This window comes from Streptomyces sp. NPDC002835, from assembly GCF_053591995.1.
Window position 1 is genome coordinate 59,801 of record NZ_JBSFUW010000006.1, and the last position, 25,841, is coordinate 85,641.

Annotated in this window: 25 protein-coding genes and 1 pseudogene; 11 read left to right on the top strand and 15 right to left on the bottom strand. The window is 73.5% G+C overall.

What is annotated here, in order from left to right; genetic code table 11:
- Positions 1 to 126: 126 nt before the first annotated feature.
- From mnhG to ACWD01_RS08655, 8 genes are all read right to left on the bottom strand, one after another.
- Positions 127 to 516, bottom strand: a complete 390-nt coding sequence (gene mnhG / locus ACWD01_RS08620) for a monovalent cation/H(+) antiporter subunit G (RefSeq protein ID WP_451159492.1) — start codon at positions 514 to 516, stop codon at positions 127 to 129.
- Entirely contained in the window at positions 513 to 779 is a 267-nt protein-coding gene (locus tag ACWD01_RS08625; protein ID WP_451159494.1) for a monovalent cation/H+ antiporter complex subunit F, read from the bottom strand. The genes mnhG and ACWD01_RS08625 overlap by 4 nt, the downstream gene beginning before the upstream one ends.
- Positions 776 to 1,321 carry a Na+/H+ antiporter subunit E gene (locus ACWD01_RS08630; RefSeq protein ID WP_451159496.1) on the bottom strand — a complete coding sequence of 182 codons (546 nt, stop codon included), beginning with the start codon at positions 1,319 to 1,321 and terminating at the stop codon, positions 776 to 778. Before ACWD01_RS08630 ends, ACWD01_RS08625 begins: the two co-directional genes overlap by 4 nt.
- Positions 1,318 to 2,850, bottom strand: a complete 1,533-nt coding sequence (locus ACWD01_RS08635) for a Na+/H+ antiporter subunit D (RefSeq protein ID WP_451159498.1) — start codon at positions 2,848 to 2,850, stop codon at positions 1,318 to 1,320. Before ACWD01_RS08635 ends, ACWD01_RS08630 begins: the two co-directional genes overlap by 4 nt.
- On the bottom strand, positions 2,847 to 3,293 hold the full coding sequence (locus ACWD01_RS08640; RefSeq protein WP_451159500.1) for a Na(+)/H(+) antiporter subunit C: 447 nt from the start codon (positions 3,291 to 3,293) through the stop codon (positions 2,847 to 2,849). Before ACWD01_RS08640 ends, ACWD01_RS08635 begins: the two co-directional genes overlap by 4 nt.
- Complete coding sequence (locus ACWD01_RS08645) at positions 3,290 to 6,292, bottom strand: Na+/H+ antiporter subunit A (protein ID WP_451159502.1); 3,003 nt, start codon at positions 6,290 to 6,292, stop codon at positions 3,290 to 3,292. The genes ACWD01_RS08640 and ACWD01_RS08645 overlap by 4 nt, the downstream gene beginning before the upstream one ends.
- A 245-nt stretch (positions 6,293 to 6,537) precedes the next feature.
- Positions 6,538 to 7,413, bottom strand: coding sequence for a potassium channel family protein (locus ACWD01_RS08650; RefSeq protein ID WP_451159504.1), 876 nt, complete (start codon positions 7,411 to 7,413; stop codon positions 6,538 to 6,540).
- 197 nt (positions 7,414 to 7,610) lie between these two features.
- A complete protein-coding gene (locus ACWD01_RS08655) occupies positions 7,611 to 8,555 on the bottom strand; it encodes an EamA family transporter (protein ID WP_451159506.1) in 945 nt (314 codons plus the stop codon).
- Positions 8,556 to 8,630: 75 nt separating this feature from the next.
- Here ACWD01_RS08655 and ACWD01_RS08660 point away from each other — a divergent pair, with 75 nt between their 5' ends.
- The 5 genes from ACWD01_RS08660 (at position 8,631) to ACWD01_RS08680 (ending at position 12,020) form a co-directional block, all read left to right on the top strand.
- The gene (locus tag ACWD01_RS08660; RefSeq protein WP_451159508.1) at positions 8,631 to 9,590 is read left to right on the top strand and encodes a LysR family transcriptional regulator; all 960 of its coding nucleotides are present in this window, start codon (positions 8,631 to 8,633) and stop codon (positions 9,588 to 9,590) included.
- Between the two features lie 466 nt (positions 9,591 to 10,056).
- Positions 10,057 to 10,458: a ChaB family protein gene (locus ACWD01_RS08665; RefSeq protein WP_451159510.1), complete on the top strand. Its 402-nt coding sequence runs from the start codon at positions 10,057 to 10,059 to the stop codon at positions 10,456 to 10,458.
- Between the two features lie 48 nt (positions 10,459 to 10,506).
- The gene (locus ACWD01_RS08670) at positions 10,507 to 11,523 is read left to right on the top strand and encodes a glutathione S-transferase family protein (RefSeq protein ID WP_451159512.1); all 1,017 of its coding nucleotides are present in this window, start codon (positions 10,507 to 10,509) and stop codon (positions 11,521 to 11,523) included.
- Positions 11,524 to 11,610: 87 nt separating this feature from the next.
- A complete protein-coding gene (locus tag ACWD01_RS08675; protein WP_451159514.1) occupies positions 11,611 to 11,829 on the top strand; it encodes a heavy-metal-associated domain-containing protein in 219 nt (72 codons plus the stop codon).
- The gene (locus ACWD01_RS08680; protein ID WP_451159516.1) at positions 11,826 to 12,020 is read left to right on the top strand and encodes a hypothetical protein; all 195 of its coding nucleotides are present in this window, start codon (positions 11,826 to 11,828) and stop codon (positions 12,018 to 12,020) included. The genes ACWD01_RS08675 and ACWD01_RS08680 overlap by 4 nt, the downstream gene beginning before the upstream one ends.
- Before the next feature lie 72 nt (positions 12,021 to 12,092).
- On the opposite strand, the gene ACWD01_RS08685 is transcribed toward ACWD01_RS08680, so the two are convergent.
- Complete coding sequence (locus ACWD01_RS08685) at positions 12,093 to 13,070, bottom strand: hypothetical protein (RefSeq protein WP_451159518.1); 978 nt, start codon at positions 13,068 to 13,070, stop codon at positions 12,093 to 12,095.
- Positions 13,071 to 13,291: 221 nt separating this feature from the next.
- On the opposite strand from ACWD01_RS08685, the gene ACWD01_RS08690 reads away from it, so the two are divergent.
- Positions 13,292 to 15,559 carry a heavy metal translocating P-type ATPase gene (locus ACWD01_RS08690; RefSeq protein ID WP_451159520.1) on the top strand — a complete coding sequence of 756 codons (2,268 nt, stop codon included), beginning with the start codon at positions 13,292 to 13,294 and terminating at the stop codon, positions 15,557 to 15,559.
- Between the two features lie 143 nt (positions 15,560 to 15,702).
- Complete coding sequence (locus tag ACWD01_RS08695) at positions 15,703 to 15,975, top strand: hypothetical protein (RefSeq protein WP_451159522.1); 273 nt, start codon at positions 15,703 to 15,705, stop codon at positions 15,973 to 15,975.
- Between the two features lie 51 nt (positions 15,976 to 16,026).
- On the opposite strand, the gene ACWD01_RS08700 is transcribed toward ACWD01_RS08695, so the two are convergent.
- From ACWD01_RS08700 to ACWD01_RS08720, 5 genes are all read right to left on the bottom strand, one after another.
- Complete coding sequence (locus ACWD01_RS08700) at positions 16,027 to 17,328, bottom strand: MFS transporter (protein ID WP_451159524.1); 1,302 nt, start codon at positions 17,326 to 17,328, stop codon at positions 16,027 to 16,029.
- A complete protein-coding gene (locus tag ACWD01_RS08705; protein ID WP_451159526.1) occupies positions 17,325 to 18,464 on the bottom strand; it encodes a PLP-dependent cysteine synthase family protein in 1,140 nt (379 codons plus the stop codon). The genes ACWD01_RS08700 and ACWD01_RS08705 overlap by 4 nt, the downstream gene beginning before the upstream one ends.
- Positions 18,465 to 18,884: 420 nt before the next feature.
- Positions 18,885 to 19,295: a hypothetical protein gene (locus ACWD01_RS08710; RefSeq protein WP_451159528.1), complete on the bottom strand. Its 411-nt coding sequence runs from the start codon at positions 19,293 to 19,295 to the stop codon at positions 18,885 to 18,887.
- A gap of 377 nt (positions 19,296 to 19,672) precedes the next feature.
- On the bottom strand, positions 19,673 to 20,341 hold the full coding sequence (locus ACWD01_RS08715; RefSeq protein WP_451159530.1) for a DUF305 domain-containing protein: 669 nt from the start codon (positions 20,339 to 20,341) through the stop codon (positions 19,673 to 19,675).
- Between the two features lie 91 nt (positions 20,342 to 20,432).
- A complete protein-coding gene (locus ACWD01_RS08720) occupies positions 20,433 to 20,861 on the bottom strand; it encodes a DUF6153 family protein (RefSeq protein ID WP_451159532.1) in 429 nt (142 codons plus the stop codon).
- Positions 20,862 to 21,162: 301 nt separating this feature from the next.
- Between ACWD01_RS08720 and ACWD01_RS08725 the strand changes: the two are divergent.
- Positions 21,163 to 21,893 (top strand): annotated as a pseudogene (locus tag ACWD01_RS08725) (cation:proton antiporter); the annotation flags it as partial.
- A 359-nt stretch (positions 21,894 to 22,252) separates the two neighbouring features.
- Here ACWD01_RS08725 and ACWD01_RS08730 read toward each other — a convergent pair.
- Positions 22,253 to 23,341, bottom strand: coding sequence for a trehalase-like domain-containing protein (locus ACWD01_RS08730; RefSeq protein WP_451159534.1), 1,089 nt, complete (start codon positions 23,339 to 23,341; stop codon positions 22,253 to 22,255).
- Positions 23,342 to 23,578: 237 nt separating this feature from the next.
- On the opposite strand from ACWD01_RS08730, the gene ACWD01_RS08735 reads away from it, so the two are divergent.
- The 3 genes from ACWD01_RS08735 to map all read left to right on the top strand — a co-directional run bounded on the left by ACWD01_RS08735 (position 23,579) and on the right by map (position 25,828).
- Positions 23,579 to 23,977 carry a hypothetical protein gene (locus ACWD01_RS08735; RefSeq protein WP_451159536.1) on the top strand — a complete coding sequence of 133 codons (399 nt, stop codon included), beginning with the start codon at positions 23,579 to 23,581 and terminating at the stop codon, positions 23,975 to 23,977.
- A 129-nt stretch (positions 23,978 to 24,106) separates the two neighbouring features.
- Entirely contained in the window at positions 24,107 to 24,775 is a 669-nt protein-coding gene (locus ACWD01_RS08740; protein ID WP_451159538.1) for a hypothetical protein, read from the top strand.
- 285 nt (positions 24,776 to 25,060) lie between these two features.
- On the top strand, positions 25,061 to 25,828 hold the full coding sequence (gene map, locus ACWD01_RS08745) for a type I methionyl aminopeptidase (protein ID WP_451159540.1): 768 nt from the start codon (positions 25,061 to 25,063) through the stop codon (positions 25,826 to 25,828).
- Positions 25,829 to 25,841 lie beyond the last annotated feature (13 nt).

The following is a 25,841-nucleotide window of genomic DNA, read 5'->3' on the forward strand; positions in this document are numbered from 1 at the left end:
CAGCCCGTGTCCCGTCGGCTTCAAGGGCGCCGAGGCGTTCAGCGGGGGCTGGGGCCGAGTCGGCCCAGGTGACCGGCGAGGCGGGGGTACGCCGGCAACTGTGAGAGTCCCGGTGTTCCCGCGGTCTCACCGGTCGTCTTCGGTCTCCACGTCGCGCTCGTCCTCGGGGGGCGCGCCGCCCTCGCGTTCCAGGCGGTCGCCGAGCTCGTCCCGCACCAGGGCGGCGCGCGCGATGCCACGGGTGCGGTACGCGGTGCGTCCCACGATCTGGCCGGTGACGGGAACGGTGAACAGCTGGAACAGGGCCACGAGCAGGACGACGGGGGCGTAACGGCCCGGCACCTGCATCGCCGTCCCCGTGAGGATCAGGACCAGCCCCACCGACTGCGCCTTCGCCGAGGCGTGCAGCCGGGTGACGGTGTCGGGGAACCGCAGCAGTCCCAGCGCGGCCAGCAGACACAGCCCGGCCCCGCCGAGGAGGAGCACGGCGCTGGCGACGTCCCGCACCGTGCTCATCGCATGTGCTCCCGTTCCTCGACGAGATGCGCGGCGGCGACCGAGCCGATGAAGGCGAGCAGCGCCAGGACGAGCAGCACGGGCAGCGGGGTGGCTTCCGAGTGGGCGGCCATGTGCACGGCCGTGCCGGCGATGACGAGGGTGACCACGACGTCCAGGGCCACGATCCGGTCGAGTGCGGCGGGGCCGCGCAGCAGGCGGAGCAGGGTCAGCAGCGCCGCGGCGGTGATCACCGCCTGGGCGGTGGTGAAGACGACGCTCATGGCTCCTCCTTTGCGTCGGGGCCTCCGGGGCCGTCGTCCCGGCCGAGCGCGCGCGTCACGCGCTCGTCCACGGCGCGGACCTCGCGCCGCCGGCGCTCGGGGCCGTCCGGGTCGCGGGCCGGCAGCGCGTGCACGTACAGGGTCTGGCCACTGCGGTCGATCTCCAGCACGAGCGTTCCCGGGGTGAGGGTGGTGAAGTTGGCGACGGTCGTGACGAGCAGGTCCGTGTCGGCCCGCAGCCGCACCTCGACGATCGCCGCGGAGGTCTTGCTGCCGTAGCGGACGGCCTCCCACGCCACGGTGGCGGCGGAGCGGACGAGGTCGAGGGCCAGCCGGCCGACGAGCCCGGCGACCCGGAGTGGGCGCCGGCCCGCGGGCGTGCGCACCGGCGGCAGCGGGAACGCCACGACGACGGCCAGCGCCGCCAGGAACCCGGCCGTGACCACGAGGGGGCTGAGTGATCCCCACAGCACCACCCACAGCGCCCAGAGCCAGCAGACCGCGAAGGCACGGCTCGCTGCGTGTCGCCCACCTCTCGTCACGACCGGCCCTCCTCGCCCAGTACGGCCGCCCGGTACTCCCGCGGGTCCAGCAGGTCCTCCGCGGCCCGCTCGCCGACGCGGGACAGCGGTCCGGCGCAGGCCGCGATCGCCACTCCGGTCAGCGCCATGCCCGCCGTCGCGGCGAGCATCAGCGCCGTCCCGCGCCGCATGGTCCGCGTGGCGGCCGGGTCGCCGCCCGGCGCAGGCGGTGCGGGAGCCGGCCGGGTACCCGAGAACGCCGCGTTCCATACGCGCGCCATCGCGTACAGCGTCAGCAGACTCGTCAGCAGCGCGGCGCCCGCCAGTACGTAACCGGCGGCGCCCGCCCGCGCCGTCGCCTGGAGCAGGGCCAGTTTGGCCACGAACCCGGACAGCGGCGGGATGCCGGCCAGACTGAGCGCCGGCAGGGCGAAGAGCACCGCGATCCCGGCGCCGGTGGCCGCTCCGCCCTCCATGCGGTGCAACGCCGTGGTGCCCGTGCCGCGCAGGACCAGGCCGGCGACGAGGAACAGCGTCGCCTGGACGACGATGTGGTGGACCACGTACAGGATGGTGCCGGTCAGGCCGGCCACGTCGAACAGGGCGAGGCCCAGCAGCATGAAGCCGATGTGGCTCACCAGGGTGAAGGACAGCAGCCGGTTGATGTCGTCCTGCGCGACCGCGCCGAGGATGCCGACCACGAGGGCGGCGATCGACACGACGGCGAGCAGCAGCCACACCCCGGTGCGGGGGAAGAGCATGGTCTGGGTGCGCAGCACCGCGTACACCGCGACCTTGGTCAGCAGGGCCGCGAACACGGCGGTGATCGGCGCCGGGGCGGTGGGATAGCTGTCGGGGAGCCAGAAGTGGAGCGGCACGACCGCCGCCTTGATGCCGAAGACCACGAGCATCAGCAGGCCCAGCGCGCTCTGCAGGCTGCCGGGCAGGGCGGCGAGGCGCTCCGGGAGCTGGGCGAGCGTCACCGTGCCGGTGGCGGCGTACACCAGGGCCACGACGGTGATCAGCAGCAGCGAGGAGGTCAGGGAGACGATCGTGTACGTCATGCCGGCCCGGGTCCGGGGTTCGTCGGAGTCGAGGGTGATCAGCACGTACGACGCCGCCAGCATCACCTCGAAGGCGACGAACAGGTTGAAGAGGTCGCCCGTCAGATAGGCCAGGGCCACGCCGCCGACGAGCAGCAGATACGCGGGGTGCAGCACGGCGGCCGTGCCGGGACGGTCCTCCGCGGTGCCCTGGCCGACGGCGAAGAGCAGCACGGCCAGCGCCACGAGCACGGAGACGGTCAGCAGCAGCCCCGAGAGACGGTCGGCGACGAGCGCGATCCCCAGGGGCGGGGGCCAGCCGCCGATGTGCACGGCCACCGGGCCCTGTTCGTCGACCACCGCGAACAGGGCGACGGACACGGCGAGTACGCAGGTCAGCACGGCGACACTGATCAGCCTGACGAGGGCCTTCGGGACGCCGAGCAGGAGTACGCCCCCGGCGAGGACCGGCAGCAGGACCGGGGCCGCGAGCAGGGTGTCGGTCACGAGTGCTCCCCCGGTTCGTCGCGTGGACGGTCGTCCCGGCCCTGGCGCGGATCGCGGGCCCGGCCGTCCTCGGCCCGCTCCCGGACGGTTCCGATGCGGCGGTCCTCGATGTCGTCGCGTACCTCGTCGTGCCCGGAGAGCCGCCAGGAGCGGAAGGCCAGGGCCAGCAGGAACGTCGTGAGCCCGAAGGTGATGACGATCGAGGTCAGCGCCATGGCCTGGGGCAGCGGATCGGCATACTCCGCCGCGTCCACGGCCTTGTCCCCGACGATCGGGGGCTTTCCGGGTGAGCCGCCGGCGACCAGGAGCAGCAGGTTGGTGCCGTGCCCGAGGACGAGGAAACCGAGGACGATGCGCATCAGCGACCGTTGCAGCATCAGATAGAAGCCGAGGGCGTACAGGCCGCCGACGACCACGGCCATGGTCAGATCCAGTGCGTTCACGCCTCGTCGCTCCTCTCGGCGCCGTCGGGCCGGTGCGTCCCGTCTCTGTCCGTCGCGGGCCCCTGAGATGCGGCCTCCTGCGGTGTCGCCGTGTCGCGGGGACGGCCGAGGGCGACGCCCACGGCCGACAGCAGGGTGAGCGTGACTCCGACGACCAGCAGATAGACGCCGATGTCGAAGAAGAGGCTGGTGGCGAACTCGACCTTCCCGAGCACCGGCAGCCGGGCCGTCACGACGGTGGCGGACAGCGGCGCGGCGCCGGCCAGGAGCGGCAGCGCGCCGACGGCGGCGGCGAGGACGAGTCCGCCGCCGGCCAGCGCGCCCGCGCCGACCGGGGCCGCCGTGCCCGGATCGGCTCTGCCGCCCACCAGGTACCTGAGGACGAACGCCTGCCCGGCCACCAGCCCGCCCGCGAACCCGCCGCCCGGGTGCGAGTGGCCGGAGAACAGCAGGAAGAGGGAGAGCACGAGGATCGACGGGAAGAGCAGCCGGGTGACGACCTCGAGCAGTACGGAACGCTCGCTCCCGGCGCGCTCGTCCGCTCCGGGCAGCCACTTCTCCTGCGGCTCGTCCCAGTGCGCGGTGGGGAAGTCTCCGGGCTGGTGCTCGGTCGCGCCCCCGCCGGTCCGGCCTTCGTCGGAGGCCCGGTCCACGGCGGCGGTCCGGTCGTCCTCTGCGGCGCGGTCCTCTGCGGCGGTGCGGGACGGCCGCTGCTCGTTCCAGACCCGCACCAGGCTGACGACACCGATGGCCGTCACCAGCAGCACGGAGATCTCGCCGAGGGTGTCCAGGGCACGGAAGTCGACGATGACGGCGTTGACCACGTTGTGCGCCCCCGCCTCCTCCGCCCGGCGGAGGTACTCGGAGGCCACCGACGGGCTTCGCCGGGCGGACGCCGCGACCAGCGCGAACGTGGCCACGAAGAGCCCCACGGCCACGGCGACGGAGGCGCGCACGGTGCGGACGCGCCAGGTCGTCCTGCCGGGCGTGAACCGGGCCGGCATCCGGCGCAGCACCAGCACCACCACGACGAGCGTCATGGTCTCGACGAGGAACTGGGTCAGGGCCAGGTCGGGCGCGCCGCGCACCAGGAAGAGCCCCGCCACTCCGTAGCCGACCGCGCCGACCAGGAGGGTGCCGGTGAGCCGGTACCGGGTGGTCAGCACCATCGCCGCGGCGGCCAGCACCCCCACGCCCAGCGGCAGTTCGAGGACGGCCCGCCACAGCGGCGGTGAGCCGATGTCCGGGATCATGGCCGCCAGCGCCGTGCCGGGCAGCAGGAGCACCGTCGTCAGGATGACCGCGAGGTGGACCGGCAGCGAGCCGACGTGCGTGCGGCGGGTCAGCCGGGCCGCGGCCTCGTCCAGCGCCGCCAGCGTACGGCGGTAGCCGGGCTGCTCCCCGGGCAGTTGGGGCGGCCCCAGGCGGGAGGGTCCGGAAGCAGTGGACATGCCCTGCCGGCCGGCGAGGTGCAGCAGCACACCGGCGAGCACGGCGAGGGCCGACAGTCCGAGCACGGGCGTCAGTCCGTGCCACAGAGCCGGCTCGTAGGGGCCCTTGGGGCCGGGCGGGTAGGCGTCGGCGTACGGGCGCACCGCCCGGTCCGTGCCCGTCGCCCACACGCCGCCCACCAGGCCGGCGACCGCCAGTACCGCCACAGGCGCCACGAACCCCGCGGCGGGCGGACGCGGCTCCTTCCCGCCGGGTCGCGGCGCGCCGCCGAACGCCCCGGCGAGGAAGCGGGCGGCGTAGGTCACCGTCAGCGCCGAGCCGAGCACGAGGGCCGCGAGCAGCCAGCCGTGCGCGGCCAGGTCAGGGGCGTGGAGGAACGCCTCGAAGGCGGCCTCCTTGCCGAGGAAGCCGATGAGCGGGGGCAGACCGGCCATGGAGGCGGCCGCGAGGACGGCGACGGTCAGCAGTCCGGGCAGCCGACGTCCCACCCCGGAGAGTTCGCGTATGTCCCGCGTGCCGACCTGGTGGTCGATGATGCCGGTGACGAGGAACAGGGCCGCCTTGAACGCCGCGTGCGCCAGCAGCATCACGGCGCCCGCCAGGGCGGCGGTCCTGGTGCCTGCCCCGAACAGGGCGATCAGCATGCCGAGTTCGCTGATCGTGCCGTACGCGAGGAGCTTCTTGAGGTCGGTCTCCCGCAGGGCGCACCACGCGCCGAGCACCAGGCTCGCCAGCCCCACGGCGAACACCATGGGCCGCCACGGTCCTGCGGTGGCCAGTCCGGGGGCCAGCCGGGCGACGAGATACACACCGGCCTTGACCATGCTGGCCGCGTGCAGATAGGCGCTCACCGGCGTCGGTGCCACCATCGCCGCGGGCAGCCAGCTGTGCAGCGGCATCTGGGCGGACTTGGCGAACGCCCCGATCAGCACCAGGACGACCGCGGCGGTGACCGCGCCGCCCTGCGGCGGGTCGGCGACGATCGCCGAGACCCGGTACGTGCCGGCGGCCTCGCCCAGCAGCACGAAGCCGAGCAGCATGGCGAGGCCGCCCCCGGCCGTCACGAGCAGCGCCTGCACGGCGGCGCGGCGGCGCTCCGCCCGGTCCCCGCGTCCGGCGATGAGCAGGAACGACACGACGGTCGTGAGCTCCCAGAACACGTACAGCAGGAAGAGGTTGTCCGCGAGGACAAGTCCCGTCATGACTCCGGCGAACGCCAGCAGCAGGGCCGACTCCCGGCCCGTGTCGTGTTCCGTGTAGTGGCGGGAGTAGAGCAGGACGGCTGCTCCGACGCCTCCGACGACCCACAGCATCAGCAGCGACAGGCCGTCGAGCCGCAGGTCCAGGACGAGCCCCAGCGCGGGCGCCCACGCCCAGGACTCCTCCACCACGCCGCCGGCCAGCACCTCCGGGGCCTGGAAGCCCGCCCAGAGCGCAGTGGCCAGCGGCACGGCGGCGGCCGGATACCAGGCGGTGGCCCCGAACCGGCGTGCCCACCAGGGCAGCACGGCGGCGACCGTGGCGTGGAGTGCCAGCAGGACCAGCACGTTCCTCCCCCTCCGCTGCTCGGCAGGTCCCCTGGTCGGGTGGCGGCACGGCCACGGGCGGCTGCTGCCGTACGGGGCCGCTTCTTGCGATGCGGGTGGACAGTCGGCCGGCCCGCGCAGCATTTTCCAGCGGGGGCGCCGGGGTGGGACGCCCACCACGCGGGGCGGCCGGTCAAGTCCCCCGGCTGGCGGTGCGGATGCACCCCCGCGGGGCGGGCAGCCGGGCCCGGGTTCAGGACTCGGGCTCAGGGCTCGCGGGCGTGGCCGTGGTCGGCCGCGTAGGCGGCGAAGATCTGTCTGGGGGTGCCGTCTGTGCGCAGGAAGTGCGCGCCCAGGGTCCCGGCGAGCTTCTCCAGGGATCTGCCGAACATGGCGGCGCTCATGCGGACGGCCACTTCCCGGGAGTACTGTTCCTGGACGGCGAGGTCGGCGGCGTAGCCGGCCGTCGCGGCCAGTGAGGTGTCCGGTTCACCGTCGTGGAAGTAGTACGTCTCCCCGTGCTGGGTCAGGTCGATACGGACGTGGTTGCCGTCCTCGGCCAGCTGCTGGAACAGGACCGCGGTGGCCGTCGCCCCGGGCGGGGGCGGCAGGCCGCCCGTGGCGCGCAGGGACGTCAGCCGCAGGGCCAGGAGCCGCCGGCGGGTCAGGGCGGGGTAGATCTGGCTGATCCAGGAGACGGCGGCCGTCAGCAGGGCGAAGCCGATCAGCGCTTCGAGCGGGGCGGCGATGCGGAGCCAGGCGTCGGTGGGGGCGATGTCGCCCAGGCCGAGGGTGCCGACCATGACCAGGGAGAGGTACAGGCCGTCCACGATGTCGGCACGCCGGCCGGGCTCGAGGCCGGGAGCGTAGGAGAAGCCGTCGGGGACGTGGGGCCAGTAGACGAGGGTCCAGCCGGCCACGATGATCAACGTCCACATGAGAATCACGGCGATCATCGACAGAGGGCCGGCCAGAGCGGCGATCGTCCCGCGGGCGCCGAAGCGACGGGCGAGCCGCCACAGCACTGTCATCACCGCCCTGCTCAGCGTCCCCCGGCCCGTGGAGTGCCACAGCGTATGGAACAGATCGCGCAGACCGGCCAGCACCAGCAGCGCTCCCGCCGCCGTGATCACCCACTTCACCCGGCGCTCCTCCCCGCTCGGCCCGCACGTGCGCCGTCCGACGGCGCCCGTGTACCCGCCCGGCGGCTCGGCACACAACGACCGCCGCCGTACGGGGCCGTGGACCGCTTCGGGGCGGGACGCCGGTCCGGGTACCCGCGGACCCGGCGTTTCAACGTCGGCGGCCCGGGTGGTGCCGTACGTGATGGTGCCGAAGCTCAGCGCCGGGCCTCCGCCCGGGTCGCCCCGATGCCGGCGGCGACCACCAGCGCGGTGCCGGCGATCTGCAGAACCCCGGGCGTCTGGGCGATGAGGACCATGCCGGCCACGAGACTGACGGCCGGTTCCAGACCGGCCAGCGTGCCGTACGTGGTCTTCCCGATCCGCTGGAGCGCCTGCATCTCGAGCAGGAACGGCACCAGCGGCATCAGCACGGCGATCCCCGCCCCGGCGGCGGCCGTCTGCCAGGTGAGGGCCGCCAGCGCGCCCGGCGCCCCGAACGGCGCGGCGGCGACGGCCGCGACCGCCAGCGACACCGCCAGGGCGTGCGGCGCGGAGAACCGGCTGCCGACGTGCGCGGTCCCGACGACGTACAGCGCCCAGCAGGCCGCGGAGCCGAGGCCGAAGAGCACGCCGGTCGGGCTGGTGCCGCCGGTCCACGGCGAGGTGAGCAGTACGACTCCGGCACCGGCCAGCCCGAGCCAGGCCAGCTCCTTGAGCCGGGAGGACGCGAAGACGGCGACGGTGAGCGGGCCGAGGAACTCCAGCGCGGTGGCGGTCCCCAGCGGCAGCCGGGCGGCGGCCTCGGAGAAGAGCAGCATCATGCCCGCGCTGGCGCCGCCGAGCAGACAGGTGGCCAGCAGATCGCGCCGCGGGGTCTTCCGCAGCGTCCGCCACAGCGACCTGCCGGTGAACACGGCAAGGAAGACCGCCGCGAAGGTGAGACGCAGCCAGGTCGTGCCCGCCGGGCCGAGCGAGTGGAACAGCTCCGTCGCCAGCGCGCTGCCGGTGTGCAGCACGACCATGGCGACGAGGACGAGCACGGCCCCCGGCACACGGTGGGGCGCGGGGGCCGGACGCGTTCCCGGCAGGGGCGGGGCGTCGGTGCCGACGGGAGCGTCGGTGGTGGCGATTCGGGCGGTCTCGGTGGTCACCGGGCCCATTGGACCGGCCTCGCTATGTTTCTGTCCACGGGCCGAAAGTGGATCGACCGGCCACTTTTTGTGGACAATGCGCGGATGAACGCGGACGAGACGGCGAACGACACCGGGAACAGCGCCGGCAACGGCACGGACCACCTGCCCGACCTGGGCCGGTTGCGGCTGCTGGTCGAGCTGCACCGGCTCGGCACCATGGCCGCCGTGGCGGCGAGCACCGGCTACGGAACCTCGGCCGTCTCCAAGCATCTGGCGGTCCTGGAACAGGAGGTCGGTGTCCCGCTGCTGACCCCGGCCGGCCGCCGGGTGCGGCTGACACCGGCCGCCGAGCGGCTGGTCGGGCACGCCGTGGGCATCCTCGCCGCCGTCGAGGAGGCGCAGGCGGAGCTGCGGGGCACGGCCGATCCGGTCGGGCGGGTGCGGCTGGCGAGCTTCTTCACAGCGGTCGAGCCGGTGGTGCTGCCCGCCATAGCCCGTCTGCGGGAGCGGTATCCGCGGGTCACGGTGGAGGTGCACGAGCACGAGCCCGAGTACACGGCGCGGCTGCTGAGCTCGGGAGGCGCCGACCTGGGCGTGGTGTACGACTACAGCCTCGTACCGCGGACCGTGCCACCGGAGTTGAGCGCCCGGCAGTTCGAGGAGCAGCCGCTGTATCTCGCCGTGCCCGCGGACCATCCGGACGCCGGCCGCCCTGTCGCCCTGTCCGGGCTGGCGGAGTTCGCCGGTACCGGCTGGATCGCCAACTCCCGCGGCACGGACGACGACGAGCTGGTGCAGCGGGTGTGCGCGATGGCCGGCTTCGTACCCCGGATCGCGCACCGCGTGGACAGCCTCCATCTGGTCAACAGCCTGGTCGGCGCGGGTCTCGGGGTGGCCGTGCTGGCCAGTTCGGGTATCGAGCGGCATCGGACGGACGTCGCCTTCCGTCCGCTGGACCCGCTGGCCGGCACACGCCGCAGTTCCCTTCTGGCGCGCGCCGGCCAGTGGTCGTGGCCGCCCGTCGCCGCTCTGGCGGCGATCGTCGCGGAGGGCCCGCGCTGACGGCCGTCGACGGACCGCCGGTCAGCCCGGTGCGCGGCAGTGCCGCACGGTCGACTCGGCCGGTCCCCGGCCGCGGAAATGCCGTAGGCGCCCTCGTCCCCGAGGCGTGCGCGTCCGCGGGCCCGCTCGGCGGGGGTCGCGCAGCGGGCGGCCGTCGGTGTCGGCGTAACGGAAGCCGCGCCCGTGGCGGATGCGGCGGTAGCCCGGGTCGGTGGGCCTGCTGTGGTGAAGACGCGACCCGGCCTCCAAGCTCGTCCGGCGCGTGCGGTGTGCCGCAGCTGCCGGGGCCGATCGGAACGATGGTGCCGGTCCCCGTATCCCTCACGGTCCCCTCACGCGGCGGGCACTGCGGCACATGACCATGGTGTCCCGGTTCGCGGCGCGCAAACACCGCGGGGGACACCACGGCGGCTGTTTCGGCGGTGGCGGCCCGGGCACCCGCCCCGCATCGCATCGGAGGTGAACCATGCCGGGACGCGAGGAGCTTCCTTCGACGCTGGAGCGCTCGCCCAAGGACGCGCAGCGGACCTGGATCAAGGCCCATGACTCCGCCGTCGAGCAGTACGGGGAGGGTGAGCGGGCCCACCGGGTCGCCTTCAGCGCGCTGAAGCACAAGTACGAGAAGGTCGCGGACCACTGGGAGCGCAAGGAGCAGGGCCGCAAGGGTCCCTCCGATCCGCGCGCCGGTACGCCGCGGGACCGGCCGGCCCGCAGCGGCGAAGGTGTCGACGAGAACGCCACCGTGCAGCATCTGCACGAGGTGGCCCGCCGCCTCGACATCGGCGGCCGGTCGAAGATGAACCGGGCGGAGCTGCTGGAGGCGATCCGCAAGGAGAACCGTTCCCAGACGCGTGCCGCCCGGTCCTGACAGGAGGCGGGCGGACCCACCCGTCCTCGCCGAGAGAAGGAGCCGTGCATGAGCAGCAGCGGAGCCGGCACCGAGCAGAACCGCAACAGCGACTACGGGCAGCGGAAGTTCAAACGCTCGCGCAGCCACTTCGCCGACCGCATCACCGAGGACGGGCGTGACGGCTGGCCGGTGGAGCCGGGCCGGTACCGGCTGGTGGTCAGCAAGGCGTGCCCCTGGGCGAGCCGTTCGCTGGTCTCCCGCCGGCTGCTGGGTCTGGAGGACGCCCTGTCGCTCGCCGTGGCCGACCCCGTCCAGGACGACCGCAGCTGGCGCTTCACCCTGGACCCGGGCGGGAAGGACCCCGTACTGGGCATCCGGTACCTCGCAGAGGCGTACGACGCGCGGGAGACGGACTATCCGGGCGGTGTCAGTGTGCCCGCCGTGGTGGACGTCCCGAGCGGGAAGCTGGTCACCAACGACTACCAGCACATCACGCTGGACCTGGCGACCCAGTGGCGTGCCCTGCACCGCCCGGGCGCCCCGGATCTGTATCCGGAGGCGCTGCGCGAGGAGATCGACGCGGTGATGGACGAGATCTACCGCGACCTCAACAACGGCGTCTACCGCGCCGGTTTCGCGACGGATCAGCAGGAGTACGAGGAGGCGTACGCGGACGTCTTCCGCCGTCTTGACGCCGTGACGGAGCGGTTGACGGACCAGCGGTACCTCGTCGGCGACTCCATCACCGAGGCCGACATCCGGCTGTTCACGACCCTGGTGCGGTTCGACGCGGTGTACCACGGCCACTTCAAGTGCAACCGCTACAAGATCGCGGAGAACGAGGTGCTGTGGGCGTATTTCCGCGATCTGTACCAGACCCCGGGCTTCGGCGACACGGTGGACTTCGACCACATCAAGCGGCACTACTACACGGTCCACACCGGCATCAACCCGACGCGTATCGTCCCGGCGGGTCCGGACCTGTCGCGGCTGACCACGCCGCACCACCGGGAGAAGCTCGGCGGCCGCCCCTTCGGGGACGGCACCCCGCCGGAACCGCCGCCGGCGGCGGAGCGGACGTAAGAGGCCCTCGCCCGGCGGCCGGGACGGAACCATCGAGGACCATACCCCCCACCCGTATACTTGGGGTGCGAGGGAAGGAGTGATCCGATGGTTCAGGACGTGTACGGCGTGCAGGGAATGACCTGCGACCACTGCGTGCGCGCGGTGACGACCGAGGTCGGCGCGCTGCCCGGGGTCGAGCGGGTGAGCGTCGACCTCGCCACCGGCGAGGTGACGGTCACCAGCGAGGACCGGCTCGACCCCGACGCGGTGTCCGCGGCGGTGGAAGAGGCGGGATACGAGCTCGTCGGGCGTGACGAGAGGTGACGCGGGGCCCCTGGGACGCGGTCCGGCGGACGGCCGCCCATCCGCTGGTCCGCGTCGTCGCGGTGGCGCTGCTCCAGTACGCCGCGTCGCGGCTGGCCGAGCCCTCCTCGGCCGCCGGGGCGGGCGCACGCGGGGGCGACTGCGGGAATCCGCCGCCACGGAAGCCGGGGGCGGCGCCGCGCCCGGAGTGAGGGACGCCGAAGGGGTGGGACCGGTTGCGGTCCCGCCCCTTCGTGCCGGCCGTCGGGCTCCGGCCGCGCCGGTCAGTGCCCGTGCCCCGCAGGCTCGTCGCCCTCGGGGTGGGACTCCTGCTGCCCCGCCGCAGACCCGCCCGCCTGCACGGTGAACGCCGCGGTGCGGACCTTGCCGTCGTGCTGGAAGTCGAGGAAGAGGCGGTACGAGCCCTTGCTCGGGGCGGTCGCGGTGAAGGAGATCTCCGGGCCCGGCTTCGTCTTCCCGTCGCCGGGCTCGCCGTTCGGGTGCACGTGCAGATAGGCGAGGTCGCCGGAGCGCAGGGCGACGAGGTGGCCGTACGCGCCCAGGTACGGCTGCAGGTCGGTGACCGGCTTGCCGTCCTTGGCGACGTCGAGCTTCAGTTCGCTGCCCGCGCCGGGGCGCAGTCCGCCCTTGAGCGTCACCTCGTAACCGTCCACGGTCACCGTGCGCACGGGGCGGGGCAGCGCCTCGGGCTTCGACTGCCCCGAGACGGCCAGGTCCGCGCCGAGGGTGAGGCCGCCGGTGTTCTTCGCCGCGGGGGCGAAGTCGGCGAAGACCCGGTAGCCGCCGGCCGTGGGCAGCTCGACGGGTGTGGACCAGGTGCCGTCCGCGGCGCGCACCGGGTGCAGGTGGCGGTAGGTCGTCAGGTCGCGCGACGCGACGATCAGATGGAGCTCCTTGCCGTGTTCGCGGCGGAACTCGGTCACGTTGCGGTCCTCGGCTTGGTCCACGACGGCGAAGCGCAGCTCCGCGGGTTTGCCCGCCGCGACGCGCGGGGTCCGCAGATCGAGTGCGTAGCCCTGGTCGGCGATCTGGAGCCCGCCCGGCAGCGACGTCTCACCGCTCCCTTCCTCGACGTGGTCCTCATGCGCCGCGGCGTCCTTCTCCTTCGCCTCGTGCGTGGTGTGCTTCGCGGGCTTCTTCTCGGCGACGACCGGCTCCACGGCGCTGCCGACCCCATATGCCGCGCCGAACGTCGCCGCGAGCGCCGCCGCAAAGGCCGTGATCTTGAGACCGGTGTTCATGACCTACCCCTTCCGCAAAGGCCGCCCGACGCGCGGCCACACAGACACGGTACCCCCAGGGGGTATAAAGTCAAATCACGGGCGGCCTTGCGTATCGATACCGGTGAGGGGTATACATGAACTCGTCAATCGGTACCCCCAGGGGGTATGACACTTCGGCCCGCCGGACCACCCGGTCCCGGCGTCGCCGATACTTGCGTTCCGAGTACGAGGAGCACGTCATGGGAAGCCCAACGACGACAGTCGGCACAGCGGCGGTCGAACTCGCCATCGGCGGGATGACCTGCGCCTCGTGCGCGGCACGTGTCGAGAAGAAGCTCAACCGCATGGACGGCGTCGAGGCGACCGTGAACTACGCCACGGAGAAGGCGAAGGTGACCTTCGCCGACGACGTCGCCGTGGCCGATCTGATCGCGACGGTCGAGGCCACCGGTTACACCGCGCAGGAGCCGGCCCCGCCCCGCACCGAGAGCGGGTCCGGCCCCGACGGGGCCGACGACGAGAGCAGGGCGGACGAGGAGCTGCGGCCCCTTCGGCAGCGACTGCTGACCGCGGTCGCCCTCGCCGTGCCGGTGATCGCGATGGCCATGGTCCCGGCGCTGCAGATCGAGTACTGGCAGTGGCTCAGCCTGACGCTGGCCGCGCCGGTCGTGACGTACGCGGCCTGGCCGTTCCACCGCGCGGCGTGGACCAACGCGCGGCACGGCGCGGCCACGATGGACACCCTGATCTCGGTCGGCGTCTCGGCCGCGTTCCTGTGGTCGCTGTGGGCGCTGTTCTTCGGCACCGCGGGCACTCCGGGGATGACCCACCCCTTCGAGTTCACGATCGCCCGCACCGACGGCGCCGGGAACATCTATCTCGAGGCCGCGGCGGGCGTGACCGCGTTCATCCTGGCCGGGCGCTACTTCGAGGCCCGCTCCAAGCGGAAGGCCGGGGCCGCGCTCAGGGCGCTGCTGGAGCTGGGCGCGAAGGAGGTCACCGTGGTGCGCGGCGGCCGCCAGGAGACGATCGCGACCGCTGATCTGCAGGTGGGCGACCGGTTCCTGGTCCGCCCCGGCGAGAAGATCGCCACCGACGGCACCGTCGTCGAGGGCTCCTCCGCCGTGGACGCGTCGATGCTGACCGGCGAGTCCGTGCCCGTCGAGGTCTCCGTCGGCGACCCGGTGACCGGCGCGACGCTGAACGCCGGCGGCCGGCTGGTGGTCGAGGCGACCCGGGTCGGCTCGGACACCCAGCTGGCCCGGATGGCGAAGCTGGTCGAGGACGCGCAGAACGGCAAGGCCGCCGCCCAGCGGCTGGCCGACCGGATCTCCGCCGTGTTCGTGCCCGTCGTCATCGCCCTCGCGCTCGGCACGCTCGGTTTCTGGCTCGGCAACGGCTCCGGTCTGACCGCCGCGTTCACCGCCGCCGTCGCCGTGCTGATCATCGCCTGCCCCTGCGCCCTCGGGCTGGCCACGCCGACCGCGCTGATGGTCGGGACCGGCCGCGGCGCCCAGCTCGGCATCCTCATCAAGGGCCCCGAGGTGCTGGAGACCACCCGCAAGGTCGACACGATCGTCCTGGACAAGACCGGCACCGTCACCACCGGCCGGATGACCCTGCTCGCCGTCCACACCACCGACACCACCACCGAGACCGAGGTCCTGCGTCTGGCGGGCGCGCTGGAGAACGCCTCCGAGCACCCCATCGCCCAGGCCGTCGCCGCCGGGGCCACCGAGAAGACCGGCCCTCTCGCCGACCCCGAGGACTTCGCCAACATCCCGGGTCTCGGTGTCCAGGGCATCGTCGACGGGCGCGCCGTCCTGGTCGGCCGCGAGAAGCTGCTGATCGAGTGGGCGATGGATCTGCCCGCGGATCTCGCCCGCGCCAAGCACGAGGCCGAGGCCGCCGGCCGCACCGCGATCGCCGTCGCCTGGGACGGCGAGGCCCGCGCGGTCCTCGAGGTCGCGGACGCCGTCAAGGACACCAGCACGGAGGCGGTCCGCCGACTGCGCGCCCTCGGTCTCACCCCCATCCTGCTCACCGGCGACAACGAGGCCGTCGCGAAGAGCGTGGCCGCCGAGGTCGGCATCGACGAGGTGATCGCCGAGGTCATGCCGGAGGACAAGGTCGACGTCGTCAAAAAGCTCCAGGCCGAGGGGCGCAGCGTCGCCATGGTCGGCGACGGAGTCAACGACGCCGCCGCCCTGGCCCAGGCCGACCTGGGTCTCGCGATGGGCACCGGCACCGACGCCGCCATCGAGGCCGGCGACCTCACCCTCGTACGCGGCGACCTCAACGCCGCCGCCGACGCCATCCGCCTCTCCCGCCGCACGCTCGGCACCATCCGCTCCAACCTCTTCTGGGCCTTCGCCTACAACGTCGCCGCCCTCCCCCTCGCCGCCGCCGGACTTCTCAACCCGATGATCGCCGGAGCCGCCATGGCCTTCTCGTCGGTCTTCGTCGTCGGCAACTCCCTGCGGCTGCGCGGCTTCAAGGCCGCGTGAACGCGGAGGCGCCGGCAGGCCGGCAACCGCCCGTACACACAACGATCCGCCGTACCGGTTCCGGTACGGCGGATCGTCGCCGTCAGAGGCCGTCGCCCGGCGATGCGGAGCGGCGCCGTCCGTAGCGGGTCGTCCCCTGCGGCTTGAAGACGGACAGCACCACGGCCACGGCGACGGACCGGCCGCCCTGCTCCACCGGGGCGACCACGTCGCCCTGGCGCACCAGCACGTCCGCGACATCGTCCGCGACCTGCCGGCGGGGCGCGCGCACCGGCGAGCTGCGCGACGACGTCCCGGCCGACGAGCCGGCCGGCTACTGCCTGCACGCCCTCACGGCGGCCGGCGCGCTGCGCTCCAAGGCGGCGGTCCGCCGTCTCGTGACCGTGACCCTGTCGGGCCTGCGTCCCGAGCGCTGACCGCCCGCTGCCGCCGGCCCCGGAGCGGGGCCGGCGGCAGCGTCCGGAGCGTCAGGCGGTCGCCGGCGCCGGGCGCGTGGTCTTCTCCGGGGCCTCCAGGCGGCCCGTGCGGTGGAGCACGTGGACGGCGCCGGCGCAGGAGAGGCCCAGCAGGACGAGGGCGGTCCACGGCAGAGCCGCCACTCCCGCGGCTCGTGCGGCGTCCAGGGCGGCCCCGGTCAGCAGGTTCCCCAGGGCGATCCCGACCCCGCAGATGGTGTTGTAGAGGCCGTAGTGACTGGCCACCAGGTGCCCCCCGGAGAGCCGGACGATGGTGTCCATCTCGAAGGGGTACGCGATCATCGTCCCCACCGCCAGCAGCAGCGCGGACAGCGCCGGAGGCACCGCCGCGACGAGCCACAGCCCGATGCCCCCGTCCGGCACGGGCACCGCCGTCGCCAGGAGCAGGGGCACGAACGCGACGCCCATCGTCAGCAGCCCCCAGGTCAGCGCACGGCCCGGCGCCATACGGGCCTTGCACCAGGCGGTGACCCTCGTCTGGCCGACGATCGTGCTGAGTCCGGAGACGGCGAACAGCACCGCCACCGCCGCCGTGCCGAACTGCCCGTCCCCGCCCAGGCGTCGGACCTCGAGCGGCAGGGCCAGATAGACCTGGAACGACATCACGTACGAGCCGATCATCGCGAACGAGAACAGCAGGAACGGCCGGTTGGCCACCATGCCGCGCCACTGCGCCAGAACACCCCGCTGCTCAGGGCCCGTTGCGGCCCCCTCCCCCGCCCGGCGCGCGGGCAGGGCGCGGATCTGCACGACGCTGAGCACCGCGAAGATCCCGGCCGCCGTCAGACAGGTGACCCGGAAGCCGACTCCCGTCAGCACCATGCCCACCAGCGGCCCGAGCAGGATGCCCGCCTGGTAGAACACGTTGAAGAGCGCGAACGCCTCCACCCGCCGCTCCCCCGCGTCGGCGGCGAGATACGCGCGGGAGGCCGGGTTGAACAGCGCCCCGGCCATACCAGTCGCCGCGGAGGCGGCGATCAGCGCGGGCACGCTGTCGACCAGCCCGAGCGTCGCGAAGCCGACGATACGCAGCCCGAGGCCGGCGACGATCATGGGCTTGTAGCCGAACCGGTCCGCGAGCGTCCCGCCGACCAGGAACAGCCCCTGCTGGCTGAAGTTGCGCACCCCGAGGATCAGCCCGACGAGCCAGCCGGCCAGCCCGAGCGGCCCCGCCAGGTGGGCGGCGAGATAGGGCATCAGCATGTAGAAACCGAGGTTGATGGTGAACTGGTTCACCATCAGCAGCTGAACGCTGCGGTCGTACGTGCGGACCTGCGCGACGATGCTCCTCACCGGGCCTCCTTCACGCCGGTCCCCGCCACCTGTTCGGCCGGGTCCTTGTCCCGGGCGGGGCCCAACGGGTCGGTCACCGTGGTGCAGCGGGTCCAGCGGGTGACCTCCTTCTCGTCGAGGCGGCCGATCAGCTCCGGCTCGGCCGCGGGCGGCGAGTCGAGGAGGCCGTGGGCGGTGCAGTAGTCGTCGTCGTACACCGTCCCGAGGTACCGCTGCGGCCCGTCGGGGAAGACCGCCGCGATCCGGGTGTCCGCCGGCAGGGAACGTGCCAGCCACCCCGCGACGAGGGCGACCGCGCCGACGCTCCAGCCGCCCGAGGTGTAGTGCGAGGTGGCGAGCTGCCGGCAGGCCCACACGGCTTCCGCCGGAGCGACCCAGTGCACCTCGGCGAAGTTGTCGTAGGCGACGTTGCGCGGATAGATGCTCGAGCCGAGTCCGCGCATCAGCCGCGGCCGCGCGGGCTGGCCGAAGATCGTCGATCCGACGGTGTCGACTCCCACCAGCCGCAGCTCCGGGCAGAGCTGCTGGAGGACGCCCGAGATGCCCGCCGAGTGACCGCCGGTGCCGACGCTGCACACCAGCACGTCGATACGGCCCAGTTCGGTGGCGAGTTCGAGAGCGAGCGGCGTGTAGGCGGAGATGTTGTCGGGGTTGTTGTACTGGTCCGGGCACCAGGCGTCGGGGTGCCGGGCCATCAGCTGGGCGACCCGGTCCCGGCGGGCCTGCTGCCAGCCGCCGGCCGGGTGCGGCTCCGAGACGACATTGACCTGGGCACCGTATGCCGTCAGCAGGCGGGTCATCGACAACTCCAGCCCGGGGTCGGTGACCAGGGTGACGGGGTGTCCGTGGACCATGCCGGCGAGGGCCAGGCCCAGGCCGAGGGTTCCACTGGTGGACTCGATGATCCGCGCCCCGGGGCGCAGGTCGCCGCGGGCACGGGCGCGTTCGACCATGTGCAGGGCCGGACGGTCCTTGATGCCACCGGGGTTGAAGCCTTCGAGCTTCGCCCAGAACCCGCGGCCCGCGTGGGCGAAGGGTTCGCCGACGCGCAGCAGCGGAGTGTTGCCGACCAGCCCGGACAGGGCGGCCCGGACGGGCCTGGGGGTCGGATGGGTCGTCGTATCGGGAGAGTGCATCGTCTGCTCTCGTCTTTCGTCGATGGCGCGCGCGTCGGGTGCGGCCTCTTCGCGCACCGCGCGGCCCTGTTCACCGGGGCTGCGCGGCGGTCGCGGCGTACGGGGCGACCGGGCAGAGGGTCCTGCACCGACATGCGCGAACGGCACGCCACCGCCCGGGGACATGGGGGCGGCGTTGTGGTCGGACGGGGGCGGCGCGGCGGAGCCGTTCGCCGTAGTAAGCGGTTGGTGCCGCGCCGGTGGTTCGTCACACCGGACAGGAGAAGTCGGCGGGCCAGACGGGCAGTTGAGGGCCGTCGTAGTGGGCCGTCGCCGCGCCACCCGTGCATGGGGCGCGGGCGCGGTCTCCGGCTGGGCGGGGCCGATCGCCGCGGGGCCGGGCCGGCCTGGAGCCGCCGGGGTCTCCGGTCCGCCGGGATTCTAGATCTGGAGAATCGTGGCTCTTATCGTGGTTCTCGGCAGCGGCCTGGCCGACGCCGTGTCACCGAAGCCGCACGAAGCCGGCCGGCTGACCAGGGGCGCGGCTTCCGGGACGAGGGCGGAGGCCACCGGCGCGCCCAGCACGGGAGCCTGCTGCGGCTGGCCGGGGACGCATTCCTGGACCACGTGGTCGGAGCGGTGCTCACCGCCGGGGTGGTGCCCCGGAGCGGAAGCGGGCGACGCCGCACCGACGGCCCCGGCAGTCGTGTCCAGATGGCCGCTGACGCCTTCCATGCTCACGCCGTGCGTGTACACGAAAGCGAACAGCGCCATCGCCACCCACAGCAGTCGCAGCGGACCCGCAGACGAGCGGGCCCGCGAGACGCGGGAGGACGACCGGGCCGTGACCATGCCGTGATCTTAGCCTCCACACCTGCCGCGGCCGTCCGCCGAACCACCGGGACCGGTGGACGCGTTGGCCTGATTCCAGCACGTCCGCCGCAAAGGGCCTGGTAGCCGCGGGCCACGGTCCCGGGAAGGATGACCGGAACGACGCCCGTACGGGAGGGAACCCGGGCGCATCCCGAGTACGGCCCGGTTGCGGCCGGGTCCATCGCCGCGTGGACGGTGGCGCGGCGGCCAAGTGGAGTCGGTCAGTGGCCGTTGGAGACCCGGCCGCCGAAGCCGTACGGCAGGAAGGTGCGCGGGCCGGGCACTGCCGAGGCGGCCCGAGGCACCGGCCGGAGCGGGGGCAGCGGGGCGGACGGCTCCGCCCCGCTGCCGGGCCCTCAGTTCTTGCCGAGCAGCCCCTTCATACGGGTGATCTCGGCGGTCTGCGAGGTGATGATGTCGCCGGCCATGTCCTTCGCGGGGCCGTAGGCGCCGTCGGTCTGCTCGGTCCTGGCCATCTCGACCGCGCCCTCGTGGTGCTTGACCATCAGGTCCAGGAAGGCCGTGTCGAAGGCCTTGCCCGAGGCCTTCCCGAGCCCGGTCATCTCCTCGTCCGTCATCATCCCGGACATCGCGTGACCGGCGTGATCGCCGCCCCCGCCCTCCTTCGGGACGTCCTCGCCCCAGGAGGTCAGCCAGCCGGAGAGGGTCCTGATCTCCGGGTCCTGCGCCTTCTTGATCTCCGCGGCCAGCGCCTTCACGTCCGCGGACTGCGCGCGCGTCTCCGCCAGGTCCGCCATCTCGACCGCCTGGCGGTGGTGGGGGATCATCCCGTGCGCGAAGGCCACGTCGGCGGCGTTGTGCTCGCCCTGCTTCGCGGGGGCGGAGGCGACGGCGCCGGGGGACGACGACGCGTTGTGGCCGTTGTGGCCGGCCGGATTGTCGTCTGCCCCGCCGCAGGCCGCGAGGACGGCGGCGGCGGTCGCCGCGGCCACCACGGCGGCGGCACGGCGGGCGGTGGTACGGCGGATCGTGGTGCGGCGGGGCATGGAACGGTGTGCGGTCATGGTGGTGCTGCTCCTGTGTCGTGCAGGGGAATCGGGGCATCGCTCGCACGGCGGCACCGGCATCCGAGGCCGGGGCACGCCGGGGCCGCCCCTATATGCGCAGGAGTTGCAGTTCACTCAACGACGGCGGCGCCCGGCCGTCGCGGGTCACGGCGAGCGCGGCTGCCGGCGTGTCCGCCGCAGCGGGTGCGAGTGCCCCCGGAGCGAGAGCCGGCAGCACGGGCGCGGCGCTCGTGCCGCCGGCCGCGCACGTCTCGTCGGCGTGCTCGGTGTGCCCGCCCCCGCGACCGTGGTCGTCGGCGTGCGCGCAGTCGCACCCGTCCGCGCCGTCGGCATGCGCGTGGGCTTCGGCGGCCACCGCCGCCCGGTGCGTACCGGCGGCCACTGTGCCGGACGGCACCGAGGGGGCCACAGGTCCGAGCCCGTGCATGGCCACGACTCCGGCGAGGACCGCCAGAACCAGCAGCACGCGGCTCCGCAGCCCCTGGGGCCCGGTACCGTGACGCGCACGCTGATTCATGCGGGCATCCTAAACGGCCCCGTCGCCGCCGTGTGCACCGACGCCCGGCGGACCGTACGGGCGCCCGCACCCATGACCACGGTGGCCACGAACCGCCGGGACCGTGCCCCGACGGTCGGCGCCTTCAGCTTCCTCGGCGTAGCCGTCCTGCCGCGGCTCGCCACGGGAGTTGGCTCCCCGCTGTCCCGTGTGACACGCCGCTGTGATGACCGGGCGGCCGGTCCGACTGCGCCGCCGCCGAAGACGCGGCCGGCCCGGTGTCGCGCGCGGTTCGGCAGGTCACCCCATGAAGAATGCCGATATGACGCATATCGGGTACTTCATCCTCGTCATGACAGCCTCGGCACTCGCGCCGCTGCTCGCGTTCGCCGGCCGCCGCTGGTTCACGGTGCCGGTCGTGATCTTCGAGATCGGGCTGGGTAACTGCTGGGGCCGGACGTCCTGGGATGGGTCCGCACGGACACGGTGCTCGAGACACTCTCGGAACTCGGGCTGGCGATGCTCATCTTCCTGGCCGGGTACGAGCTCGATTTCGCCGCCCTGGGGCGCAGCACCCTTCGGCGCGCGGTCGGCTCCTGGCTGATCGCCCTCGTCGTCGGCATCGGAGCGGCGACCGCGCTGGCCGAGGGCGACATCGACCGCGGGCTCGTCATCGGAACCGCGCTGACGAGCACCGCTCTCGGCACGGTGCCGCCCATCCTGCGCGACAGCGGGCGGCTCGGGGGCCGGTTCGGCACGGCCATGCTCGCCTTCGGCGCGGTCGGCGAGTTCGGCCCGGTCATCACCATGGCCCTGCTCCTCAGCGGGCGTCAGCCGCTGGCGTCCGCCCTGGTGCTGCTGGTCTTCGCGGTGATCACGGTGATGGCGGTGTGGTGGGCGTCCATGCAGCGGGCGGCCTGGTTCTCGCAGGTCGTCGAGGCGACCGTGCACAGCAGTGGCCAGTTCGCCGTCCGTCTGGTGATGCTGCTCCTCGTCGCGATGCTCGCGCTGTCGTCGGTCCTCGGTCTCGACGTCCTGCTCGGCGCGTTCGCCTGCCGGGCGTCGCGATCGCCATCTCCCTCGTTCCGCCGCTGAGCGTCACGGGCCTGCTGATCACCGCGCACCGGTATCACGACGCCGGTCAGCCGGCGCTGCTGTTCGCCACCAATGTGACGGCGATCGTCGCGACGGGGACGGTCGTGTTCCTCTGCTACGGCGTGCGGGCCGCGGCCGCCGCCGCTCAGCTGCGGGTGGGCGAGTTCCGCGGGCGGACGCCGGCCGCCGTGGTCGTCGCCGTTCATGGCCGGCGAGATTCCTGGCCGATCCGTTCCTCCGCGAGGTGGCCTCCCGGCCGGACGCCCAGGGCCTGGGAGGCCCGAACCGGCGCGGCACGCCGTCGTACTGACTCCGGTTCACTTCACCCGGCGCATCAGCAGCGCACCGCACAGCCCGCCGATCACGAACATGATCAGGAGAGCCAGATACAGCGGCATGGTCACCACCGGCACCAGCAGCCGGATCTCGACGTCCCTCGTGTTCTCGACGATCAGGACGATCGCCAGCGCGGCGAGCACGAGTGCGGTGACACGGGTCGGCGTCAGCGCGACGCCCCGGCCCGTGCGCTTGTGGGCGGCGGTCCGGTCCGACGGGTCCTTCGCTTCTTCTCGGCTCATGCAGTCAGCTTCCGCGCACCCGGGCGGATGAACCCGGCCCGGCCCCCGGCCGCCCCGGTCACACCGTACGTGCGGCGGGTCCGGTCGTGCGTGCGGCGGCGTTGTCGAGTTCCGCGTCGAGGGACATGGCCGCCGTGACCATCTCCTGCCGGCGTCCCCGGTAACGGCAGCGGCCGATCCAGCCGTGTCCAGAAGTGGCGTACGGCGGTGAACTCGGCCCACAGGCTCTCCTCGGTGACCGGGTACGGGGGCTCGGCGTCCGCGTCGTCCACCGTCAGCACCACCGCGGCCAGCTCGCCGGCGTGCAGCAGTCGCCCCGACGTCGTCCCCGTCCCGCTCCAGCGGGACCGGTCCCGCGGTCTGCAGATGCGCGGTGACGCCCGGGCCGGTGAACCGGGAGCCGTCGTCGCCGAGGACCAGCTCGTGCCCGAGGCGCCCGTAGTCGAAGCGGGGACGGCACTGCAGGCCGAAGGTCACGGTGCCGCGCACGGCGCGCATGGCGCGCACGATCCGGTGGCGGCCGCTCGCTTCCGCCGACGCGTCGACCGGCATGAAGTCGACGACCTCGCCGACGCCCTCCGGGGTGAGGAAGCGCGTCACCAGGATCGCGGTGTCGGCCAGGTACAGCTGGCGGACGGTGGTGCCGGGGCTGTCCACGGTGATCGTGAAGTGGCCGCCCCGGTCGTGGTCGAGCAGGGCGGCGAAGATGCTCGGGGAGTCGAAGCGCGGCGAGCAGAACCAGTCCAGCACGCCCTCGGACGACACGAGCGCGCAGGTCTGCAGGTCCCCGACGAGACCGTGCTCGGCGATGGAAGGGTAACGGCGCATCGGCTCTCCTTGACGGCCTCTCGGGCGTGCCGCGTGCCGCCGCCGGAGGGTTCACGTCCCGCGTGTGCGTGTGGGGCAGGCGGTCGCGGCGGGCGGGGCCCGGGGGCGGTCACCGCGGCTGCCTCGTCCTCGGGTGACGCCTGCAGGATCACCCGGACGGCCGGGGCGGGCCAGACGGGCACAGCCGTTCGGGGAGGGCCGTCCCGGCGAATCCGGCTGCTGTACTGTGCACCGCCAATGGCAGGACTGCTGAGGGAGACGACGCCGATGGCCGGGAGGAGGGCACTGTACTGGCTGGCGCTGGTGGTGCTTCCTGCCCTCGCCCTGGGGCACGGGTTCGCGGGGGCGGCGACGCACCTTCCGCACCATCCCGACGGGGCGCTCGTGGCGACGGCCGCCGGGTCCCCGGAGTCGTACAGCGTCGAGTCGCACCGTCACGGCATGTCCGGTGAGGACGACACCTCCTGCCAGGTCGGCGCGGGCGGCGGACCCGGCTCGCGGGACCTGGCGGAGAGCGGCTGCACCGTCGGCCCGCTCGGCGACGGGTGTCCGCCCGACGGGCCGCGCGGGTGCGCGGTGGGGGCCCGGTCCCCTCCGGCACCGTCCCTGACGGTTCTCTCCGTGTGGCGGATCTAGAGGACGCGTCGCGTGCCGCCGCCCATGAGCGGCGCGCGGATCAGCGTGCTTCAGGAGAGCTCACACGGAAAGGACGGAAAGCCGCAGATGGGATCGAGAAAGAAGAGCGCACCTTCTGTCATGGAGGACATGAGCGCGTCCCGCGTCACGGCGGCGTTCGCCGCCCTGGGGGCCGCCGCCATTCATTTCGCGTCCGCTCCGGACCATTACGGCGAGTGGTGGGCGGCGGGGGTGTTCTTCTACGCCGTCGGCGCGTTCCAGACCGGCTGGGCCGTGGCGGCCCTCCGGCGTCCGGGTCCGGTCGTGATGCTGCTCGGCCTGCTGGGCAACGCGGGAGTCACCGCGATATGGGCGGTCAGCCGGACCGTCGGATCCCCCGTGGGCCCCGGCGCCGGGGTGCCCGAGGACATCGGCCGGGCCGGCATCACCGCCGGGGCCTTCCAGGTGGTCATCTGCCTGGTGGCGCTGTGGCACGTGAAACGCCGCAACCCGCGGGGCTTCGCGTCCTCGGTGCGAGCGGTCCTGATGGTCGGCGCCGCGAGCGCGGCCGTGGTCGGCCTGACCATGCCCGCGGTGGAAACCGCCATGAGCCACAGCCACGGCACGGCGGAGGAGTCGGCCCCGCACGGGCACGAAGGCGACGACGAACACGGGTCGGACCCCGGGGAGCCTGCCACTCCCCGCGGCGGGGAGGCGGATCCGACCTCACCCGACTCGTCCACGCCGAAGCCCGGCGAACCACCGTCGTCCGGGGAGCCGGCCGACCCCGGCCACGACGACGAACCGCACGGGCACTGAGACGCCGGTGGGAGAGCGGCGGGCTGCCGCTCCCTCCCGGGGCCGGGGTGGTCCGAGCCTCCCCGGAATCGAGGTTCACGCCGACTGGACCTCGCCGCTCTGGACGCAGGCAGTCGCCCGCAGCCTCTCCACCGCCGCCCCCGCCGCCGCGGCGATCTCTGCCGTGCCGCAGCCGCCTGACGCCCGACGCAGCGGCGCGCCGAACCGCTCCCCGCACCCACGTCCCGTGATACTAATACCGGTATAAGAATTGGACGCTGTGCGGGAGACAGGGAGTCGCAGGACATGGTGGAGATCAAGACCGATACGGCGCTGGACGCGATGCGGGAAGCAGGGCGGGTGGTGGCCAACGCCCTCGCCGCCGCCCGGGAAGCGGCAGGCGTCGGGGTGTCCCTGCACGAGCTGGACGAGGCGGCCCGCACGGTGCTGACCAAGGCCGGGGCCCGTTCGCCCTTCCTCGGCTACCAGCCCTCCTTCGCCACCACCCCCTTCCCCGCGGTGCTCTGCACCTCGGTCAACGACGCCATCGTCCACGGCGTCCCCACCGGCTACCGTCTGCGCGACGGCGACCTGGTCAGCATCGACTGCGGAGCGGAGCTCGACGGCTGGACCGGCGACGCCGCCATCAGCTTCACCGTCGGCACCCCACGCCCCGCCGACGTGGAGCTGATCGACGCCACCCAGCGCGCTCTCGACGCCGGCATCGCCGCGGCCCGCCCCGGCAACCGCATCGGCGACATCTCGCACGCCATCGGCGACGTCGCCCGCTCGGCGCGCTGCGGCATGCCCGCCGACTTCGGCGGCCACGGCATCGGCCGCCGTATGCACGAAGACCCCCACGTCCCCAACCGAGGACGCCCGCGCCGCGGCTTCCCCCTCCGCCACGGCCTGACCCTCGCCATCGAGCCCATGCTCATGGCCGGCGGACACGACGACTACCGCACCGGCACCGACGGCTGGACTCTGCTCACCGTCGACGGCAGCCGGGCCGCCCACATCGAGCACACGGTCGCCGTCACGGAAGACGGCCCGCGCATCCTGACCCTGCCCTGATCCGTCCCGGTGC